Raw genomic sequence first — 20,581 nt, 5'->3', positions numbered from 1 at the left:
CCATGAAACGATGGTTTGTCCTGCCCACACTTTTCCTAACGGTATCCCTTATGCTGACAGGCTGCTGGAACCGCAGGGAACTTAACGACTTGGCCATTGCGGTTGCGGCTGGGGTCGATAATGTCGATAACCGCTACCGCCTCACGGTTCAAGTCGTTGTACCCGGACAGGTCGCATCCAAACAAACCGGCGCCAACCGGTCACCCGCTACCCTTTTTACTTCGGAGGGAGATACCATTTTTGAGGCGGCGAGAAGAATGACGCAAATCAGCCCCCGTAAAATTTACTTTTCTCATCTCCGGATCTTCCTGATCAGTGAATCGCTGGCCGAACAAGGCATGGCGAAAACGCTTGATCTCTTGTCGAGAGATCATGAATTTCGAACCGATTTCTATATCATTGTTACAAAAGGAATGAGGGCGGAAGAAGCCATGAAAATCATAACTCCGGTAGAAACCGTTCCTGCCAATAAGCTCTATCTCTCCCTGCAGACATCGGAGAAATATTGGTCGCCCAGCATGACCGTCACTTTGGACCAATTAATCAACGACCTTGTCAGCGAAGGAAAACATCCCGTGTTAACGGGGTTGGAACTCATCGGGAACCGAAACATCGGGGAGACGCATAAAAACGTGGAAAATATCTTTGTACCCGCCCAGTTGAAATACTCCGGGCTGGCCGCATTCAAATCCGACAAGCTGGTCGGCTGGTTAAACGAATACGAAAGCAGAGGATACCACTATTTAAAAGGAGGCGTGAAAAGCTCAGTCGACTTTGTCTCTTGCGGGAAGGAGGGAAGAGTCGCCTTGGAAACCATCCGAAGCAAGACCAAGGTTACGGGGAAGATGGTCGAGTCCGAGCCCCAAATGAATATTAAGCTGAGTATCGAAGGTAACGTAGGTTCCGTCGAATGCAAGGACGTCGATATGACCGATCAACGAACCGTTAAAAAATTCGAAACCGAAATGGAAAAACGGACGCTAGAATTACTTAAGACCACGATCAACAAAGCCCAGAAGGAATTGAATGTCGACATCTTCGGATTCGGGGAAGCCTTCCGCCGCTCTGATCCGAAAGCCTGGAAAAAGATCCGGCAGGATTGGAACACCCGCTACTTCCCGAATTTGGCGACCCATATCGAAGTTAACTATAAAATACGCAGAATCGGAACGACCACCGATTCCCTGCTAAAACACGTCAAGGAGTAACCGCATGCTTGATGCCGCGCTGATTTTGGCAGCTGCCGGAATAATTACCGCACTGGAGCTTCCGCGCATGATCAAAGAAAAAGAACGTAAGGAGATCTGGGCTTTCTCTGCGCTGCTTCTGATCGGCATCGGAATCAGTTTGATGCAAGCCTTCGTCTCGGAGATTCTCACCCCGTTAAAATTATTCGCGATCATATTCAAACCGTTCAGCGACCTGCTGTCCGCCATCGGTTTGATCCAATCATGAAAGGAGCGGCGTCATGCAGGAATATAAAATCTCTCTGAGGCAGCTTACCGTTTTAACCGCATTGTTTACGATCGGCAGCGCCATTCTGATCGTACCCTCCGGAATGGCGGCCGCCGCCAGGCAGGACGCCTGGATCGCCGCCCTCGTCGGCTCCGCACTCGGATTCATCGTCCTTGCGTTGCAGCAAAAGCTGGCGCAATCCTATTTGGGAATGAATCTGATGCAGATCACGGAGAAGCTTCTCGGCAAATGGATCGGTAAAACGGTATATCTGCTGTTCCTGCTGTCCTTGTTCTTTGCCGGCGCCGCCACGGTCCTGCAGGACATCGGCACTTTCATGACTACCCAAATGATGCCGGAAACACCGATTCAGGCGATCATCCTGCTGTTCGTAAGCATTATCGTGATTGGAGTCCGCCTTGGCATCGAGGTGATGGCCCGTTCCGCGGAACTGCTGTTTCCCTGGTTTCTCCTCCTGTTCTTCTCCATGACCCTGCTCTTGCTGTCCAAGGTGGATTGGAAGAAGATGCAGCCCGTGCTGGAATCGGGAATCTCTACGCTTCTGCCGGCTGCCTTGACGTTCATCAGTACGGTCTTTCTTCCCAGCATCGTATTGCTGGCCATTTATCCTTCCAGCGTAAACCGGCCCGCCGATGCGCATAAAGCCGTTTACATCGGGAGTTTAATAGGTGCGGCGGTGATGTTTATCGTCATCACGCTGACCATACTGGTACTGGGCCCGCATGTGACGTCCATCGGCGTCTATCCCAGTTATACCTTGGTAAAAAAAATAAACATCGGGAATTTCCTGCAAAGAATCGAGGTGTTTATGGCCATTATGTGGTTCATCTCACTATATTTTCGGATCAGCCTGTATTTTTACGCGATCGTCACCGGTTTGTCCCAGTTGTTTCGCATTAAAAATTACCAGCCTCTTGTTCTGCCTTTCGGATGGATTTTGGCGGCGGTCTCGGTTTTTATCTACCCCAATACCCCTTATCAACTAATGTGGGACAGCAAAACCTGGATTCCCTATATCTTGACTTTTGGAGTTATTCTGCCTTTAGTTCTTCTCGGTGTTCATCTGATCCGTACCATGGCGGCTAAGAAAATGAACGCCGATTCCCCGGCCCGATCGGAATAAAAGTTTCACCAGGCTTTCAACCAACCTTCAGTTCACTTTCAGAAACCCCAAGTAACATGATGGCAAGCGCTTTTCTTGCGAGCAAGGATAAAGGCAGCCATGGGTTAAAGGAGTGAGCTTGGGCATGAAAAGACAGCCCGGAAAGCAAAAACGAAAGTTAACGGCCATTTTGATACTCGTTGTCCTCGGATTGGGGGCAGTGATATACGGTCTTGCCGACCGTTATTTGATCAAGCATGTGGAGATTGTCGTTGAAAACCCGAGCCCTGCCGAATCCGGAACGTCCGTATCCGGCGGCGCAAACGGGGCAACCGGGACAAGCGATGGCGCTTCCCAAAACGCCGCCTACGACGATTGGAATTACGCCAGCGATGATCTCATCATCAAGATCGATCGGGTACAAACCGGTTCGGGCAATGATCAAATCACTTATTTTGTCGCCGACGTCACTTTGAAAAATAACGCCTCCCTGCAATCCGCTTTTGCCGAAAACAGCTTCGGTCGCAATATTACGGAAAATACGTCCGACATCGCCGCAAATAACGATGCCATTTTCGCCGTGAACGGGGACTATTACGGTTTTCGCGACGACGGGGTTATTATCCGGGGCGGCACGCTTTATCGCGATGAACCGGCGAGAACCGGTCTCGCGCTGCTCTCTGACGGGACGATGAAGTCCTATGAGGAGACCGAAACGGACTCCGCTTCGCTGCTGGCCGAAGGCGTGACCAACACCTTGTCCTTCGGACCGACGCTGATTAAGGATGGCGAAGTTCAAAGCGGCTTCGACAGCGTTAAAATCGACACGAACTTCGGCAACCGTTCGATCCAAGGCGCCAATCCGCGAACCGGAATCGGCATGATCGCGCCGAACCACTATGTGTTTATCGTGGTGGACGGCCGTAAACAAGGCTACAGCCGGGGCATGACGCTGGATGAATTCGCCCGGGTATTTGCCGGCCTGGGCTGCACCGAAGCATACAATCTTGATGGCGGCGGCTCCTCCACGATGTATTTCATGGGCCGGGTCGTGAACAATCCCCAAGGGAAGAACCGGGAACGCGGCGTCAGCGATATTTTGTATGTAAAAGAGGTGGAATAAGATGACGGTCCTTATTCCCGCCTATGAACCTGATCAGCGGCTGCTGCAATTGATCCGGCAGCTCAAGCTGAAGTCCTTGACCGACATCCTGATCGTTGACGACGGCAGTGGGGAGGTCTACCGCCCGATCTTCGACCTGGCGGAAGCCGAGGGCTGCAAGGTGCTTCGGCATCCCTCCAATCTCGGAAAAGGCCGCGCCCTCAAGACCGGCTTCCGATATCTGCAGCGGGAAGGCGTGCCGGGGGGTGTCATCTGCGCGGACAGCGACGGGCAGCACCTGCCGGACGATATTTTGCGGGTAGGCGAAGCGCTTGAAGAGGAGGGGGCCGAAATCGTGCTGGGCGGCCGGCGCTTCAGCGGCAAAGTGCCGCTGCGCAGCCGCCTCGGCAATGCCGTTACGCGAACGGTCTATGCATTTGTTACCGGAAGCCGAATCTACGACACGCAAACCGGGCTCCGCGGTTATTCGTCCCGGATGCTGGAATGGCTGTGCGGGATACCGGGTGACCGTTTCGAATACGAAATGAATCTCCTGCTCGCCGCCCATAGGGAAGGCATGAAGGTGCTCGAAATCGGGATCGGTACCGTCTATCTGGATGAAAACCGGTCTTCCCATTTCCGCCCGCTGGCCGACTCGTTCCGCGTGTACCTCCCGATCGTTCTATTCAGCGCCTCCTCGCTCATTTCGGCGCTTTTGGATTTTTCGCTGCTCCTTCTGCTCCAGCATTTGGCCGGAAATTTATTCATTTCCGTAGCCGGGGCAAGGCTCTGCAGCTCCATCTTCAATTATGCGGTGAACCGGAACATGGTCTTCCGCAAACCTGCGGAAGCTGCCGTCTCGCGCTCGTTGCCGAAGTATTTTGCCTTAGTCCTGATCATTCTTCTTCTAAACTACGGATTTATGTATGCCTACCATTCGGCGGCCGGGCTTCCACTTGTCGTCTCCAAACTGCTGACCGAAGCGACATTGTTTCTGTTCAGTTACTGGGCCCAACGCAAATATGTATATTAGGGATAGGCCTGTGCCTATCCCTCTATAAATTTGATGAGTTCTTCGTTCAGTTTGTCCCGTTCCTCATAGAACAGGCCGTGCCCGCTATTTTGGAACCAAACCAGCTTGGCGTTCGGAATTCCCTGCTTTTGCGCCAACGCAAGCTCGGGGTAGCACACTTTGTCGTGGACGCCGTGCAAAATCAGCGTAGGGACGCAGATCTTGCCGAGGTCGGAGAATAGGCTTTCGTCCCTAAAGGATATCGCCACTTTCGCGGTAGCATAACCGGCCGCAGGAAGCGCGATGTCAAAGAACCAGTCTGCTATGCCGGAAGATATATTTTGAAAAAAGAACTGCTGCTTCAGGTTCCGCAGCATATTCGGCCGATCGTTCAACGATTGGTGAATAAGATCGGTCACGTCCTCCATCGGCATGCCGTAGGGATACCCGGGCCGTTGCGTCAAGCTGGGAGCAGCCGCGGCGAACAACGCCAGCTTCGATACCCCGTGCCCTTGATGTCGGGCCATATAACGGATCGCCGTCGCTCCCCCGTACGAATGTCCCGCCAGCGTAAAATCCCGCAGCCCGAGCGTATCGACCACGCCCCGCACATCGTCCGCCATCCGGTCCAGACAATAACCGTCCCACGGCTTGTCGGACTTGCCGAATCCCCGCAAATCGATGGCGACGCAGCGGTATCCCTTGCCCGGCAAAACGTTGAACTGATACTCATAAGCCCGGTGGCTCAAAGGCCAGCCGTGGATAAACAGGATCGTCTTTTCTCCGTAAGGGTTGATGTCCTCCACGTAAATCCTTACATTCGGCTCCGTCTCCACATAATAACCCATATATTCGATTCCTCCGGTTTCACTTGATCTTCTGGATCCTCACAGATTCAGGATACTCAAACGGAGGGAAATGGGTGAACGCCCTTTTTGGAAGTTAATTTACCGCGATCCGGTCTCCTCTGCTGTTCGGCTGGGAGATGACCAAAAATTCAACGGCTTCGCCCGATTTATTGCACATTTGATGCGGTACGAGCGGCGGGATTTCAAGCCCCTCTTGCGGATGGATGGTAATCTCTTGATCTTCCATGATCATGGTGGCCGCGCCTGACAGGACGAAGAAGAATTGGCGGGCTCGCTCGTGATAATGCTTGATTTCCGAAGTATTCGCCGGCATCCGTTCATGAATGATGCTTAAATCCTCGCCCTTCACTAAATGCCAACCGTCACACTGATCTCCCCATAGGTAATGTTCCGCGCTTTTTTTGCTTATTTTCATTTATGCAGTTCCTCCGGTCATAGTAGTAAACATATATTAGCATACTGTGCCTTGTTTCAACTCTTTCGGCTGGCTTGATTGGGATAAATCCAACCGGGCTTCACGTTTGGGACTGATATTCATACTTTGGTTGGATTAAATCCAATCATTTTCGTGGGATGCGCCAACATTTTTTCCTTCTAAGTGTCCAAGTTGTTGGAAGAATTCCAATCAAGATAAGGGTAAACAGGCAAAAAAAAGCGCCTTTCCACCTGAGGAAAGACGCTTTTATCGAGTCCCGCTTTATGAGCCTACCTGCCGGACCTGCATCAGATTGGTCGTTCCCGCCTGGCCGAGCGGCAGTCCTGCCGAAAGTACGACCGTATCCCCTTGGGATACGTAGCCGGTTTTCAGCGCAGTCTGAATCGCGGACCCGAACATTTCGTCCGTCGTCGTCACCTGTTCCCCCAAAAACGGGAATACCCCGGACAAAAGGCACACTTTGGAGAGAACGTGCGGATTGTGCGTAATTGCCAAAATCGGCGCCTTCGGCCGGTATTTGGAGACCATCCGGGCGGTGAATCCGCTCTCCGTTGATGTGATGATCGCCTTGGCGTCCAGCTCCAACGCGGCGCTTACCGCGCTCTGGCTAACCACCTCCGTTATGTCGGTGGCGTGCTCAGCTCTTTTGCGGTTAAACTGCTCCGGATAGTCGATCGTCGCTTCGGCCTGTCCCGCCACCCGCGCCATCGTCTGCACCGCCTGCACCGGGTACTTCCCGGCAGCGGATTCGCCGGACAGCATCACCACGTCGGCCCCTTGCATGACCGCGTTATAGACGTCGCTGACCTCGGCGCGCGTCGGACGCGGATTAACCTGCATCGACTCCAGCATATGCGTCGCCACGATGACGGGCTTTCCGGCCAAGTTGCACTTGTCGATCATTTCCTTCTGCATCGCGGGCACCTTCTCGACCGGCACTTCGACCCCGAGATCCCCGCGGGCCACCATGATGCCGTCCGAAGCCTCAAGGATATCGTCCAGATGGCCGATGCCCTCTTCATTTTCGATCTTCGAGATAATCTGGACATGGCCCGCGCCGCGCTCCTCGAGAATCCGCCGGACCTCGCGGATGTCGTCACCTTTTCGGACGAAGGAGACCGCGATCATCTCGATGTTTTGCTCGATGCCGAAGCCGATATGCCGGATGTCCCGTTCGGTCACGCCCGGCAAGGTCGTGTGGATTCCCGGCAAGTTGACGCCCTTCCGCGGCTTCAGCTTCCCCCCGCTCACGATGCGGCAAGCGATTTCCGTGTCCGTGGCGGATTCCACCCGGAGCTCGATCAAGCCGTCGTCGATCAAAATGCGGTCATTCGCCTTCACCACCTTGGGCATGTCGGGATAATTGACCGAAACCCGCGTGCAATCGCCTTCGATCTGCTCGGTGGTGAGCAAGAGCGTTTCTCCGGCGGTCAATACGCAGGAATCTTCCTTCAGCTTGCCGATCCGCACCTCCGGTCCCTTGATGTCCATCATGATCGGAATGAAGGTATCCAATTCTTTCGCCGCCTGGCGCACCCGTTCGATTCTGGCCGCATGCTCTACCGGCTCCCCGTGCGCCATATTCAGGCGACCTACCGTCATTCCCGCGCGGATCATCTCTTTCAGCGTATCGTTCGAATCGCAAGCCGGTCCCAGTGTACAAATGATCTTCGTGCGAAGCATGAAATCCCTCCTAATCAATATGAGAAAAGTTCGGACTGCAGTTGCTTGTTCAATTATCGCTTCGGTTCAGCAAGGTAAGGACATCGGCTGCTTCAAGACCCTGGGCCTCCGCCACGGCCGGGTAAGTGACCCGGCCGTCCATGACGTTGATGCCTTTGGCCAGAGCCCGGTTTTTCAAAGCCGCCTGGCGGCAGCCTTGATTGGCAATTTGCAAACCGTAAGGGGTCGTCACATTCGTCAAGGCGATGGTGGAGGTGCGTGCAACGGCTCCGGGCATATTGGCCACCGCGTAATGAACGACGCCGTGTTTTACATAGGTCGGCTGGTCATGCGTCGTGATCCGGTCAATCGTCGCGATGGAGCCCCCTTGGTCGATCGCCACGTCGACGATGACCGAGCCGGGGGACATGCTTTTGACCATGTCCTCCGTCACGAGCCTTGGAGCTCGCGCACCAGGGATCAGCACCGCCCCGACGAGCAGATCGGCCCTGCGCACGGCGTCGCCGATATTAAACGGGTTCGAAATCAGCGTCTTCACCCGGCCTTGGAACAGCTCGTCGAGCTGGCGAAGCCGCTCGGCGCTAAGGTCGATGATCGTCACGTCCGCGCCGAGGCCGATCGCCATGCGGGCGGCGTTGGTACCGACGATCCCGCCGCCGATGATCGTTACCTTACCCGGCTCCACGCCCGGAACGCCGCCCAGGAGAAGCCCTTTGCCGCCATGGGCTTTTTCCAAAAAGTGCGCCCCGATCTGGATCGACATCCGCCCGGCAACTTCACTCATCGGCATGAGCAAAGGTAGCCGGCCGTCGTCCAGTTGGATCGTCTCGTAAGCGACCGCCGTTACTCCCTTCTCCGCCAGCGCCTTCGTCAGCTCCGGCTCGGGGGCAAGATGCAAATAAGTGAACAGGATCATGTTCTGCCGGAAAAAACCGAATTCCTCCGGAATCGGCTCCTTCACCTTGACGACCATCTCCGCGGACCAGGCCTCTTCGGCGGTTTGCACCACCTGGGCCCCTGCAGCCGCATAATCCTCGTCCGTAAAGCCGATCGCTTCGCCTGCCCGGGTTTCCACCAGCACCCGGTGACCGGCATGGACATAGGACAGCACGGATCCGGGCGTCATGCCGACCCGGAATTCATTGTTTTTCGTTTCCTTAGGCACTCCGATAATCAATTTTGGCACCTTCCCTCTACCAACGCAGAATCATCCCTGAATACTTATTACCCGAAATCGCCGATGTTCCGCTCGTTTCTTCAGTATATTCCTTCCGTATCGCGGTTTGTTCGCAGGTAGGTTACCCGGGCGATTACCCGATTATGCCGTTACCAGCGTATTTTTCCGAGGGTTGCGGTTATCCGGTTCCGCATCGGCTCGCTCATCGGCCACATTTGGAGTTCTTGCCGGATCCGTTCCATGTTGGCGTAGCCCTTCGCCAGCCCGTTCAGTCTGGACGCCAACGTACTGGACTCCAGTCCCCCGCCAGCAGGGTACAAAGCGTGAAGTTTCTCTATCGCATCGGGAAATCTCTTGAGGTAATACTTCTGATGTCTTTCTTCCGCCGGATAAAAAACAGCGTATGGCTGAATCTCCGTGAGCTCGATTCCGGGCTTCTCTTGCCGCATCCGATTCACCGTTTCGCGAATCATCCGTTCCTGCCCATCGTTATGAAAAAGAATAAGGGACAAGTATTGCCGTCCCTTGTAGCCGTTGATGTTCACCGGATTGTGATGGCTCCAAAACACTTGAAGCAGCTCCCCATAGGAAATTTGCCGCGGATCGTAATCGATTTGGACCATTTCCGAATGATCGCCCATGCTCCGGTAATCCGGATTCACCGTTGTCCCTCCGGCATAGCCGGTCCGGGTACGAACCACGCCAGGGAGATGGCCGAACAACGCTTCCGGCGACCAAAAGCACCCCATCCCGAGCGTCGCCGTCTCCCACAGGGATTCCGGAACGAAATGGGCGGGGAATACGTAGGATTCGTTCTCGTCGTCGTTCAACATAACCGGAAAACCTCCCGCTAATTTCTTCATTGTTTGCTTGTTCGCCGAATTAACCGGAAAAAAGGGAGCTAATTCAGCGACAGGCCTCTTTTTCTTACTATAACCGCAAAATTAACTCCAGGTTTTCCCGTTATTTTTATTTTCCGCTCCATATAAGAAAAAATAACCGGAACATTTCCGGTTCAGGCTGTCGAGAAAGTCTCGACGGCCTTCTTTTGATTCAATTAATTTAAGACGGCACCGCGTTAATGTTGTATAATATATGTAACTACTCATGAACGGATGGTGTTTTTGGTGCTGAGATCTAATCGGGAAAAACAACAAAGCTATGAATTCGTTTCGATCGAAGAACTGGTTCCACAAGATCACTTGCTGCGTAAAGTAGACAAGTATATCGACTTCTCTTTTATTGAAAAAAAGGTTCAGCCCCTGTATTGTGCGGACAATGGACGCCCGGCCATTGATCCAGTCATCCTGTTTAAGATGATTTTTCTCGGCTATTTTTATGGCATTCGCTCCGAACGCCAGTTGGAACGAGAGGTTCAAACCAATTTGGCTTATCGTTGGTTTTTGGGTCTGGGCCTGACCGATAAAGTCCCAGACCATTCGACGATTAGCTGGAACCGGCGAACTCGCTTTAAGGATACGGATATTTTTCAAGAGATCTTTGATGAAATCGTTCTCCAAGCCATTTCACATAAAATGGTGGGCGGACGCGTACTTATCACCGATTCGACTCATGTGAAAGCCAACGCCAACAAGCACCAATATACCAAGCAGGAAGTTCTGCAAAACACCAAGGACTATATTGACGAACTCAATGGAGCCGTCACGGAGGACCGTAAAGCGCATGGAAAAAAGCCCTAAAAGAGCGAGAGGAAGTGAGTGAAACCAAGGAAATTAAAGTGAGCACCACAGATCCAGAGAGCGGCTATATGGTTCGTGACGGAAAGCCAGAAGGGTTCTTTTATCTCGACCACCGGACGGTGGATCTCAAATACAATCTCATTACCGATGTCCACATCACGCCGGGAAATGTCCATGATTCGGTTCCGTATTTATCTCGTTTAGACCGTCAGAGAGAACGTTTTGGTTTTCGAGTAGAAGCTGTAGCGCTGGATTCGGGTTATTTAACGACGCCGATTTGCCGTGGTTTACAAGAACGAAAAATTTTTGCAGTGATTGCACACCGGAGATTTCACCCCAAGCAAGGCCTATTTCCGAAGTGGAAGTTTATTTACGACGCCGAAAACAACACTTATATCTGTCCAGCAGAGCACCGTCTGACATACCGGACGACCGACCGAAAGGGTTACCGACAGTATGCGTCGGACCCGGAGCATTGCAAACAATGTCCTATGCTTGCGCAATGCACTCATTCCCGTAACCACCGAAAGGTGTTGACCCGTCACGTATGGGAGGACAGCAAAGAGTGGGTACGAAACAACCGGCTGAGCCGTGACGGCAAACAGTTGTACCGCAAACGAAAAGAAACGATTGAGCGAAGCTTCGCGGATGCCAAAGAGCTCCATGGGTTTCGCTATTGCCGTTTACGCGGATTGGCTAACGTCAAAGAACAAGCTTTGATGACGGCCGCTGTGCAGAACATGAAGAAGATGGCGATCCATCTGGATCGCCTGGAAAAGTGGGGATGATCCCCTCTTTATAAACCTTGAGAGTACACTGCAAATAAAAAAGAGAAACCCACCGTCTCAAAGACGTGGGTTTCTCGACAATCTGAACCGGAACATTTCCGGTTATTTCTAAAAACTCAGCCTTTTTCACCTCATGCCGAATACAAGAACTGCGTTCAAATCCCCTTCAATTTCCCGTCCAGCATCCGGAACATTTCGTCCCGCTTCTCGTCCGGTACCATTTCGTACATATCGCCAGCGGTGAATTCGAAATAGCACGTTCCCTCTTCGAACTCCCGCAAATTACCGGCCATACCGACTCCCGTCGCTTCGCAAACCTCGATCAAAACGGGCTCTATCTGTTCTTTTGGCGCGTCAAAATGCACATGGAACATATTCGATACGGGAACCGAAGGGCGGGTCGTTACGCGATGGCAGGCATTGAAGCGTTCGGCCAACTCGACAGCATCGCGATAGTAATGCTCCATTTTGCCGATTCGCGTCTTGAAATAATGCTGGCTGGTGAGAATATACGGGTACAAGCTGATGAGATCGCCGCCGTGCCGTCTTTTCCACACTTTCGACTTCTCCGTCATGCTCTTGTCCCCTGCCAAAATCGCGCCGGCCACCCCGCCGATCGTTTTGTAAAAAGAAACGTACACGCTGTCGAACAGCGCGCAAACCTCCGCCGCCGTTTTTTGATAATATGGCAAAATCTCGTACAGTCGGGCTCCGTCCAAATGCAGCTTGATCCCTTTCTCGCGGCAATAAGCGGAAATGGCTTCAAGTTCGCCGAACTCCGGCAATTGCCCCCCGATTTCGCGCTGCGGCAGCTCCAATAACAGGCAGGAGATGTCCTCCTGCAGGTTCATGACATCCTCCAACGTGATCAAACGGTCGCGGTCGGCCAACAGAATCGGTTTGATCCCGTGCAGCTCCTTGAGCCCGTCCTCCTCATGAATCTCAAGATGAGACAATGGATGGTAGGCAACCTGACGGATGTTTTTCTCGTCGCACCAGATTCTTAACGCAATTTGCTGCGCCATCGTCCCGCTCGGGAAAAACACGGCCGCCTCCTTCCCCAGGTAATCCGCCATTTCCTTCTCGAAATTTTCGATCACGGCGCCTTTGCCGTATATATCGCTGTCCAGGTTTCCGTCGACCTGCTCCAGCACGGATTTCAGTACATCCACATTTCTCGGTCCTTGCCCCGACAGGCGATAGGCCGCCCGGTTAAAAGCTTCCGCGAGAGTCGCCCCGGTTTGCCCGCCAGATCCCGATTGTTCTCCTCTAAGTTGTCCAGTCATATGTTATTCGCGCTCCTTGGCATACTGCAAATTACAGGCTTGAACATGGTTCCGGCTCCCGGATTCGTTGCAAAAATGAAACGCAACCCGTCCATACAGCAAGAATCCCCCCGGACTCCGAACCCTCAAGCCCTGCTTCTTTTAGCATACCATGATAGGCGAAGATAGACGAAATAATCATCCCGCCCGTGCCGGCGTCATGTTTTCCCTCTGACAAGCATATATTCTGGAAGCGGGAATAGGACCAGCCCCCCGACTCTGTCCGAATAAAGGATGGTCCCTGATGAATTTATTGAAGAGAAGATCCAAAGCCTATCTGCTGCGCCGCTCGATCCAAAAAGGGACCCTGATTGCCGCCGGGTCCGTCATCCAGGGATTTGCCATGGGGGTGTTTTTGTTTCCGCATGCCATCCCTTCCGGCGGAGCCGCCGGACTGGCGGTACTGCTGAATCACTGGTTTCTCTTTCCGATGAGCATCGGCCTGTGGCTGATGAACTTTCTCTTTCTCATTACATCGATTCAATACCTCGGCAAAATAAGCGCGGTCGGCACGATCATGGTGATCACGTCGACTGCGGTTTCCGTCAATTTTTTCGAAGTCTATTTCAAGAGCCCGTTTACGAACATTTGGCTGGATTTGATGGCAGGTTCCCTCTTTTTGGGTTGCGGAATTACCCTCCTGATGAAGCAGAGAGTCTCAAACGGGGGCATCGGTTTCGTGGCGCTGGCTTTAGCCAAGCAAAAGCGGATCAATCCGGGCAAGGCGCTGTTCTGGATGAACGGGTTTATTTTTGCCGTCACGGCCATCGTGATCGATTGGCAGATTATTATCCAGGCCATTCTCTGCCAGTGGATATCCACGCGGATCGTGAGTTGGCTTTATTTCGCTTCTTTGCCGGGAAAGTTCACTCCCGCCTGGCGGAATAAAAGGGGGAGGTAGAAGGACTAATAATCATTCAATGGTCTCAAACGTACCGCCAAGGTATTCACCGGTTTCCGCATCGTACAATCCTGTCGCCAAGCAGTTTTTAATAAGTCCGGCTTTGATATGCTCAAATCCATCCGGATAGTAGACTTGAACCGCTAAAACCACTCGATCCTCTGCGATTTCAGTAGAGAAGGCATCCGTTCCGGCAAGTTCTAAATAATCCGCATATGTCATGTATTCGGCCAATTTGACCTCTGCATTTTTTTCCTTCAACGTTTTTTCATCAAGAACACTGCTCTTGGTAGCTTTGAAAGACTGGCTTTGCAAACCCAGTTTATCGGCATTACCTTTTAGCACAGGTTCCGGATTCCGGTTCAGCGGCTTACTGTCTGCCTTTAATGTAATATTCATATCTGCCGATACCTCTTTTTCCTTTACTACGTCTTGAGATGCATATGAATAAGCAGCTGCCGAACCGATAATCACCAAAGCCAGTGAAAAAGAGAGCAACTTCTTTTTCATTCTTTTTCAACTCCTTAAACTTATTTTATCTTTTGACAAAAATCAAACCAACAATGTTACATTTTTCAATTTTTAGATGTTTTAATGGATTTATACTGAGTGTCCCAGGATACATTAATTCCGCTAGATTGAGACAATACTCCTTTTGTCCAATCCTGTTGATGAAAGAGACAAAGCTAAAATGATAATATAGTTGCACGGGCCTCCATACTACCCTAACTACCTTATTTGGAAAGGATGCATACGTTCTATGGTCAATGTCAAAGGGAAATGGGCACTCATTACAGGTTCAAGCCGGGGGGTTGGATATCAAACGGCGAAGTTTATGGCCGAGCAGGGATGCAACCTCGTGCTCCACAGCAGAAAGCTGGAGCATACGAAAGCGCTGGAAGCAGAGGTCAAAGCGCTTGGCGTGGATGCCTACAGCGTGCAGGCCGAGCTTGGGAATCACGAGGAAGTCGTGGCCATGCTGGACGAAATCGAAGCCAAGGGCACGCAAGTGGATATCGTATTCAACAATGCGGCCGTTCAAATCGCCTATCGGACCGATTACTGGAACACCCCGGTAGAGGATTTCGAACAGAGCTTCCGCATCAATTTCATTTCCGTCGTAACCATATGCAACCGCCTGATTCCGAAAATGATCGAGCGCGGCTTCGGGCGCGTGATCAACACGACGAGCGGGATCCGGAACGAGCCGGAACAGGCGGGCTACGCGGCCAGCAAAGCGGCGCTCGATAAATTTACGAAGGATCTTTCGTCCCGGCTGGAGGGCACCGATGTCTTGCTGAACCTGACCGATCCGGGCTGGTGCCGGACCGATCTGGGCGGCCCGCAAGCCCCGAACGACGTCACGAGCGTCATCCCGGGAATCGCGGTCGGCGCCTTCGTCGATGACCGGAAGAGCGGACGCTTCTTCCCGGCGCAAAGCTTTACGGGGTTGTCCCTGAAGGACGCCGTGGCCAAAGCGGAGCAGATTGAAGCGCAGCCGCATGTGATATAAACCCAGTTCATGAAATCCCTACTTCGGTCAAGTTTCACTAGGCCGGAGTGGGGATTTTTGCTTCATGACCCTCGTAACGGAAATGAGAGCCCTTATCTCGCCGAAATTGCTAGAATTTGACGGCTTAACGGAAACAGGAGCCCTTATTTGACGATGATTGCGCCCGATGGAGCTGTTTTAAGCTAAATAGGGGCTTTCAGTTCCGTTAGGTCTGATATGATGTGGATTTTTTTATAAATAAAGGCTGTGGCTTCCGTTATGAGACATTTCCCAAACCGTGAGACCTGAGTAGAAGGAAAATCCAAGCAGGCCGCAACAAAGAATAGTTATGGGGCGTACTCCTGCGGAACATCGGCTTTTTATGTAAAAAACTTTTTACATTTAGAGCGATGTGCCTTATACTGAAAATGTAAAAACATCTTTACATTCTTAGTAGATTCGGAAAGGCAGCCATGAAAAATTGTATCCGCGAAAAACGAAAACAGATGAAGCTTTCCCAAGATGAGCTTGCTTCGATCTGCGGTGTAACGAGACAAACCATAAATGCCATTGAGAACAACAAATACGATCCGACTTTGGCGTTAGCCTTCAAACTGTCCGTCCGCCTAGGAACGCCTATCGAACAATTGTTTTTTTACGAGGAGGAAGCGAAATGAAATTTCGAAAAGCCGATGAAATGGAACAATATATGAGCGACCGGTCCGCAAAATACGGGTTTATATTTTACACGCTCGCCTTGTTGGTCTGGTCACTCGTTCATTTCTTTACCCAGGGCGAAACCGGCTGGGAGTTTTCCGTGATGCTGGGAGGCTGCGTGGTATATTTCGGATCCAGGGTCCTATTTAACCGAAAGTTGAATAAATGACATACGCCGCGGCGAATTCCAATGATATGTTGGTGAAAAAATAGAGCCGCTATGCTACAATACTTGAATGTTCAACGGTAAATTACCCAGGAGGTTATTCATAACAACATGCTGATCATCGGAATCGCCGGCGGTACCGGCTCTGGAAAAACTACGGTGGCCCGCTCTGTCATCGAGCAGCTTGGAGCCGATAAAGTAACTTTCATTTCACAGGATAATTACTATAAAGATCAAACGCACCTAACCATGGACGATCGTTTCAAAACGAACTACGACCATCCCTTCGCCTTCGACAACGAGCTGCTCATGGAGCACCTTACCTTGCTGACAAGCGGACAAACCGCCTATGCACCGGTATACGATTTCAAGCTCCATACCCGCTCCGCTTCGGAGACGCTGGAACTCAAACCGAACCGGATCGTCATCGTGGAAGGCTTGTTTGTGCTGTACGACGAAAAGCTGCGCGACATGCTCCATATCAAGGTGTTCGTGGATACGGATTCGGATGTGCGCCTGCTCCGGCGCGTACTCCGGGATATCGAGGAAAGGGGCCGGTCCATCCACTCCATTCACCAGCAATATCTGGCTACGGTGAAGCCGATGCACGAAGCGTTCATCGAACCTTCCAAAAAATACGCCGACCTCATCATCCCCGAAGGCGGGCATAACGAAGTCGGCATCCAAATGCTGACGATTTTGACCGAACGATATTTGAACGGCGGCATTACCTGGTCCAGGAATTAGGGATTACCGTCACGGACACGGGGGCTACAAACCGAAGGGGATGGCTAGCCGGCAAGCCCGGTCAGACCGTAACTTCGGCGACGGACGGGGATTCGAGCACGGTCCGGTTTTTACCTCCACGCTTGGCCTCATACAGGAGCGCATCGGCTTTTTCAAACAGTTCCGACCGGCTCCAGCCTATCCGGTGGTCCGCAAGACCGATGCTGACCGATATCTGGCGGCCGTCCATTTCTTCATGGCGCTGCCGCCAAATATTTTCCCTCGCTTTATCGATTTCATCGAAGGATTCGGCCAAGGTTTTTCCCGTAAAAATAACGACAAATTCCTCGCCCCCATATCTCGCCACAATTTCGTTCGGAGTAATGGATTCCTTCAACATATTGGCTACGCGAACCAGAATAACATCCCCAACGGCATGCCCGTACGTGTCATTCACCGCTTTAAAGTTGTCGATGTCGATCACCGCAAGCTGCATGGACATCGAGCAATTATTGCTCTGATCGACAAGCTGATCCAGATACTCGTGCAAGGTTTTGTGATTATAAAGGTCGGTCAAGGCATCCATTTTTACCATCCGGTCCATCATCACGTTCCGGACAAGCAGCTCCTCTTCATTCCGGACGATCCGCTTGATATCCTTCAGGATCTCTTCTCCCCGCTGGATAATTCCGCGCAAGATAAACACCATGCCGATCATGACAAAGATAAACGCGGACAATTCGTACATCCCTATCCCATGGCGCACTTGAGCAAAAGTAAAGTAAACTGACGCAAAGGCCACCATATTAATGATAAAAGCAAAATAAAGATACTTAATTTTGAAATAAAACATGGATACGAGCATGGACAACAGGAAAATATACTGCAAATGTATCGTCTTGTTGGCAATGATCAAAGCCGAAGCGATAACGGTTCCGCTCAGGATGATGAGCAGCGGACGATCGAATCTGAGCCGGGAGGCGAGCTCATTGGCTCCAAGCACGAGAAGCTGGATCAGCGTCGGGAAAAGCACGGTATGAGTCAAATATTCATGAACGCGGCCGGGCTCATTCTTTATTTTCATAAATAGAGCTATGCATTCCGCCAATAAGGATAACCCGAGCACAATCCAGTATGTATTTATAATTTTTCGCTGCAGTGAATTATTTATGCCGGCATGGCGACTCATATAATGCTCCTCTGCTTCATCCACTGATCCGCTTCTTCCGCAATCATGGGTTTGCCGTAATAGTATCCTTGCATGATTTGACAACCGAGCTCCATCAAAAAACCGACGTGCTCGCGGCTCTCGACCCCTTCGGCAACAACCTCCAAATGAAGATTTTGCGCCATGAGCACAATGGTGCTAATAATCGTCCGTTTGGCCGGAGTATCCAAGTCGTTCGTGAACAAACGGTCCAGTTTCAACGTATCCAAAGGAATCTTGTCGAGCAGTCCGATCGAGGAATAGCCCGTCCCGAAATCATCCATGGAAATACGAACCCCCATTTCCCGAAGGCTCGTAATTTGGCCGATGATCTCCCGGACATCGTAGAGCACCATAGACTCGGTGATTTCCAATTCTAGCAGATGGGGATCAAGATCGGCCTCGTTCAGCGCTTCTTGCACCATCGACTTCAAGCCGCCGGTCTGAAACAGCTTGACCGAAAGATTGACCGAAACCGGGCGGGCAACCCCCGCCTTTTGCCATGCTTTGCATTGGCGGCAAGCCTGCCGCAAAGCAAAGCGGGTCATCGGAATGATCAGCCCCGTCTCTTCGGCAATCGGAATAAATTCGCCCGGCGATACGACCCCGAGATTCGGGTGGTTCCATCTGACCAAGGCTTCCCAACCGGCCAGGAGGTTCTCACGGGCATTCCATTTCGGTTGATAGACCAAAAAGAATTGCTCCTCCGACAAGGCCAACTGCAAATCTTTTTCAAGTTCCATTCTCCGGACTTCATAAAGTCCCATTTCCTCGGTATAAATGCAATATTGGTTTCTGCCCGCATCCTTCGCCTTGTACATCGCCGTATCCGCCCGTTTCAGCATCGTCGACGGTTCCATAGTCCGAATGGATGCGATGCAAATGCCGATGCTGGCGGTGATATAAAGTTCATTTCCTTGAATCGTGTAGGTCTCCTTCAGGCTTTGCAGCATTTGCTCCGCCAACCGCTTCGCCTGCTCTTCTCCGCACGGGGCGGCAATCAGCAAAAATTCATCCCCGCCGATCCGAAAAACCTTCCTGTCGTTATCCGTAAAATGCCGGAGCCGGCGTCCCGCCAGATCGATCAGCAAATCTCCGATATGGTGGCCAAGCGTGTCGTTGACCGCCTTAAACTGATCCAGGTCCAGATAGAATATTCCGATTTCCTCCTTGCTTGTGAACGAAGCAAAAAACCGGTTCATCTCGTTGCGGTTGGGCAATCCTGTCACCGTATCCCGAAAGGCCATTCTCTCAAGCACATACCTGTCAAAAAAAATCGCTCCCCAGGATACGATAAAAATAGCGAAAATCACGACGGTCACGCAGGCCACCAAAAAAAAGTCCACTTCCACGTTGCGGAGCATACTGCTTTTCATCTGAACGTCAAAATGGGACGCCTGCATGCCGGTATAGTGCATCCCGCAAACAGCCAGTCCCATCATGACGGCGGACAGCCATTTCAGCCAACTGGCCGCCTGCTGGTTTCGAAACCGGATAAAGAGGAACAGGGCGGCATAAGAAGCAACCAGCGCGATGCAGATGGACAAAATCAAATAAAAAGGTGCGTAGACGATCCGTCCGGGAAGAATCATGGCTTCCATTCCCACATAATGCATCGCGACGATTCCGATTCCCATCGAAAAGCCGCCGACAACCAGTTTGATCCGGCTAATGACTTTTGGCAAAGTAATATAAAAAGCGATAAACGAAGAGACCACGCTCACCGCCATGGACAAGAGCGTTAGCCAAACGTCGTATTTAACTTTCATTCCCATATGAAAGGCAAGCATGCCGACAAAATGCATGGCCCATACGCCCGTCCCCATCACAAACGATCCGGCACATATCCAAAATAACCGGATGACCCCGTCCGAACGCGATATTCTTGCCGTAATGCTTAATGCGGAGTACGATGCCACGACCGAAATGATGACCGATAGGACCACGATGAAGTAATTATAACTGCCTTCCATATCCAACCCACCTCTGCTCACCCATGCTGTCTAAAGTGATTATAATATGACAACAATTCAAATGAACAGAAGAAAGTGTAAAAAAATTCATAAAAATTTCAAATTATTTCTGTTCCAGCAATTCGCTTGCCGTCAGCAATTCATACCCGTCCGCGGTAAGCTCCTCCACTAGAATCCGCACGGCTTCCACCGTCTGTGAACGATCGTCAAAACCGTCGTGAAAAATAAGGATGCTTCCGGGTCTTACTTGTTCGCGGGTCTTGTCGACAATGTGCTTTACCCCCGGCATTTCCCAATCGGTCGCCTCCCCGTTCACCGCCCCGATCGCCTTGTAACCAAACTCTCCGACAACGCTTGCTACCTGCTCGTTATAGGCAAAATACGGAGGACGAAAGACCTGCGGGCGGCTCCCCGTGATCTGCTCGATCAAACGCTCTGTCCGTACCAGCTCCTCTTTGCATTCCGCTTTGTGCAGTTCCGTTAAGGCCGGATGGGTGTATGTGTGATTTCCGATTTCATGCCCGGCCTCATGGACCTCCTTCACAACCTCGGGGTACTGCTCCATCTGCGTTCCGATCATAAAGAACGTGGCCTTTCCCCCCGCCTCCCGGAAAATTTCGAGTAGCTGGGGCGTATAAACGGGGTTCGGGCCGTCGTCAAAAGTGAATGCAACCGCTTTCCGTTTGATGGAAAGCTCTTGAATGATGTTGGACATGTTCTTTCGGGTCT

At 51.7% G+C, this 20,581-nt stretch carries 21 protein-coding genes; 11 read left to right on the top strand and 10 right to left on the bottom strand.

Translation table 11 applies throughout. The features are described from left to right. Window positions 1–2: 2 nt before the first annotated feature. The 5 genes from ACSFXJ_RS02160 (at window position 3) to ACSFXJ_RS02140 (ending at window position 4,713) form a co-directional block, all read left to right on the top strand. Window positions 3–1,208 (top strand): Ger(x)C family spore germination protein, encoded by a 1,206-nt coding sequence (locus ACSFXJ_RS02160; protein WP_435923590.1) that lies wholly within the window; start codon window positions 3–5, stop codon window positions 1,206–1,208. Window positions 1,209–1,212: 4 nt separating this feature from the next. Further along, window positions 1,213–1,455 (top strand): hypothetical protein, encoded by a 243-nt coding sequence (locus tag ACSFXJ_RS02155; RefSeq protein WP_435923589.1) that lies wholly within the window; start codon window positions 1,213–1,215, stop codon window positions 1,453–1,455. Window positions 1,456–1,468: 13 nt separating this feature from the next. Then, entirely contained in the window at window positions 1,469–2,599 is a 1,131-nt protein-coding gene (locus tag ACSFXJ_RS02150; RefSeq protein ID WP_435923588.1) for a GerAB/ArcD/ProY family transporter, read from the top strand. 124 nt (window positions 2,600–2,723) lie between these two features. After that, window positions 2,724–3,701, top strand: coding sequence for a phosphodiester glycosidase family protein (locus ACSFXJ_RS02145; protein ID WP_435923587.1), 978 nt, complete (start codon window positions 2,724–2,726; stop codon window positions 3,699–3,701). A gap of 1 nt (window position 3,702) precedes the next feature. Next, window positions 3,703–4,713 (top strand): glycosyltransferase, encoded by a 1,011-nt coding sequence (locus ACSFXJ_RS02140; protein WP_435923586.1) that lies wholly within the window; start codon window positions 3,703–3,705, stop codon window positions 4,711–4,713. A 14-nt stretch (window positions 4,714–4,727) separates the two neighbouring features. Here ACSFXJ_RS02140 and ACSFXJ_RS02135 read toward each other — a convergent pair whose 3' ends face one another. The 5 genes from ACSFXJ_RS02135 to msrA all read right to left on the bottom strand — a co-directional run bounded on the left by ACSFXJ_RS02135 (window position 4,728) and on the right by msrA (window position 9,690). Then, window positions 4,728–5,540, bottom strand: a complete 813-nt coding sequence (locus ACSFXJ_RS02135; RefSeq protein WP_435923585.1) for an alpha/beta fold hydrolase — start codon at window positions 5,538–5,540, stop codon at window positions 4,728–4,730. A 94-nt stretch (window positions 5,541–5,634) separates the two neighbouring features. After that, window positions 5,635–5,976: a cupin domain-containing protein gene (locus tag ACSFXJ_RS02130; protein ID WP_435923584.1), complete on the bottom strand. Its 342-nt coding sequence runs from the start codon at window positions 5,974–5,976 to the stop codon at window positions 5,635–5,637. Between the two features lie 282 nt (window positions 5,977–6,258). After that, a complete protein-coding gene (pyk, locus tag ACSFXJ_RS02125) occupies window positions 6,259–7,680 on the bottom strand; it encodes a pyruvate kinase (protein WP_435923583.1) in 1,422 nt (473 codons plus the stop codon). 49 nt (window positions 7,681–7,729) lie between these two features. Next, window positions 7,730–8,857 carry an alanine dehydrogenase gene (gene ald / locus ACSFXJ_RS02120; protein ID WP_435923582.1) on the bottom strand — a complete coding sequence of 376 codons (1,128 nt, stop codon included), beginning with the start codon at window positions 8,855–8,857 and terminating at the stop codon, window positions 7,730–7,732. Between the two features lie 149 nt (window positions 8,858–9,006). Then, window positions 9,007–9,690, bottom strand: a complete 684-nt coding sequence (gene msrA, locus ACSFXJ_RS02115; RefSeq protein ID WP_435923581.1) for a peptide-methionine (S)-S-oxide reductase MsrA — start codon at window positions 9,688–9,690, stop codon at window positions 9,007–9,009. 294 nt (window positions 9,691–9,984) lie between these two features. Between msrA and ACSFXJ_RS02110 the strand changes: the two genes are divergently transcribed. Then, window positions 9,985–11,345, top strand: a protein-coding gene (locus ACSFXJ_RS02110; protein ID WP_435921350.1) for an IS1182 family transposase whose coding sequence is annotated in 2 segments (ribosomal slippage) — window positions 9,985–10,555 and window positions 10,555–11,345 — 1,362 coding nt in all. Because the reading frame shifts where the segments join, the coding sequence is not laid out codon by codon here. A gap of 155 nt (window positions 11,346–11,500) precedes the next feature. Here the strand turns inward: ACSFXJ_RS02110 and ACSFXJ_RS02105 are convergent. Beyond that, complete coding sequence (locus ACSFXJ_RS02105) at window positions 11,501–12,631, bottom strand: threonine aldolase family protein (RefSeq protein ID WP_435923580.1); 1,131 nt, start codon at window positions 12,629–12,631, stop codon at window positions 11,501–11,503. Between the two features lie 283 nt (window positions 12,632–12,914). Between ACSFXJ_RS02105 and ACSFXJ_RS02100 the strand changes: the two genes are divergently transcribed. Further along, a complete protein-coding gene (locus ACSFXJ_RS02100) occupies window positions 12,915–13,571 on the top strand; it encodes a YitT family protein (RefSeq protein WP_435923579.1) in 657 nt (218 codons plus the stop codon). 12 nt (window positions 13,572–13,583) lie between these two features. Here the strand turns inward: ACSFXJ_RS02100 and ACSFXJ_RS02095 are convergent, their stop codons facing one another. Continuing rightward, complete coding sequence (locus ACSFXJ_RS02095) at window positions 13,584–14,081, bottom strand: hypothetical protein (RefSeq protein ID WP_435923578.1); 498 nt, start codon at window positions 14,079–14,081, stop codon at window positions 13,584–13,586. 250 nt (window positions 14,082–14,331) lie between these two features. Here ACSFXJ_RS02095 and ACSFXJ_RS02090 point away from each other — a divergent pair, with 250 nt between their 5' ends. The 4 genes from ACSFXJ_RS02090 to udk all read left to right on the top strand — a co-directional run bounded on the left by ACSFXJ_RS02090 (window position 14,332) and on the right by udk (window position 16,693). Next, window positions 14,332–15,084 (top strand): SDR family NAD(P)-dependent oxidoreductase, encoded by a 753-nt coding sequence (locus tag ACSFXJ_RS02090; RefSeq protein ID WP_435923577.1) that lies wholly within the window; start codon window positions 14,332–14,334, stop codon window positions 15,082–15,084. A 452-nt stretch (window positions 15,085–15,536) separates the two neighbouring features. After that, on the top strand, window positions 15,537–15,740 hold the full coding sequence (locus ACSFXJ_RS02085) for a helix-turn-helix transcriptional regulator (RefSeq protein WP_435923576.1): 204 nt from the start codon (window positions 15,537–15,539) through the stop codon (window positions 15,738–15,740). Further along, window positions 15,737–15,949: a hypothetical protein gene (locus ACSFXJ_RS02080; protein ID WP_435923575.1), complete on the top strand. Its 213-nt coding sequence runs from the start codon at window positions 15,737–15,739 to the stop codon at window positions 15,947–15,949. Before ACSFXJ_RS02085 ends, ACSFXJ_RS02080 begins: the two co-directional genes overlap by 4 nt. A 108-nt stretch (window positions 15,950–16,057) precedes the next feature. Continuing rightward, window positions 16,058–16,693 carry a uridine kinase gene (udk, locus tag ACSFXJ_RS02075; protein ID WP_435923574.1) on the top strand — a complete coding sequence of 212 codons (636 nt, stop codon included), beginning with the start codon at window positions 16,058–16,060 and terminating at the stop codon, window positions 16,691–16,693. Window positions 16,694–16,754: 61 nt separating this feature from the next. Here udk and ACSFXJ_RS02070 read toward each other — a convergent pair whose 3' ends face one another. The 3 genes from ACSFXJ_RS02070 to ACSFXJ_RS02060 all read right to left on the bottom strand — a co-directional run bounded on the left by ACSFXJ_RS02070 (window position 16,755) and on the right by ACSFXJ_RS02060 (window position 20,567). Continuing rightward, entirely contained in the window at window positions 16,755–17,756 is a 1,002-nt protein-coding gene (locus ACSFXJ_RS02070) for a GGDEF domain-containing protein (RefSeq protein ID WP_435923573.1), read from the bottom strand. A 101-nt stretch (window positions 17,757–17,857) separates the two neighbouring features. Further along, the gene (locus ACSFXJ_RS02065) at window positions 17,858–19,852 is read right to left on the bottom strand and encodes a bifunctional diguanylate cyclase/phosphodiesterase (protein ID WP_435923572.1); all 1,995 of its coding nucleotides are present in this window, start codon (window positions 19,850–19,852) and stop codon (window positions 17,858–17,860) included. A gap of 103 nt (window positions 19,853–19,955) precedes the next feature. Next, window positions 19,956–20,567 (bottom strand): polysaccharide deacetylase family protein, encoded by a 612-nt coding sequence (locus tag ACSFXJ_RS02060; protein ID WP_435923571.1) that lies wholly within the window; start codon window positions 20,565–20,567, stop codon window positions 19,956–19,958. Window positions 20,568–20,581: the final 14 nt, after the last annotated feature.

It is taken from the genome of Paenibacillus salivarius (assembly GCF_051307165.1).
Classification (GTDB): domain Bacteria; phylum Bacillota; class Bacilli; order Paenibacillales; family Paenibacillaceae; genus Fontibacillus.
Note: the sequence above shows the minus strand (reverse complement) of the source record. Positions and strands in the feature narration are given on the sequence as shown.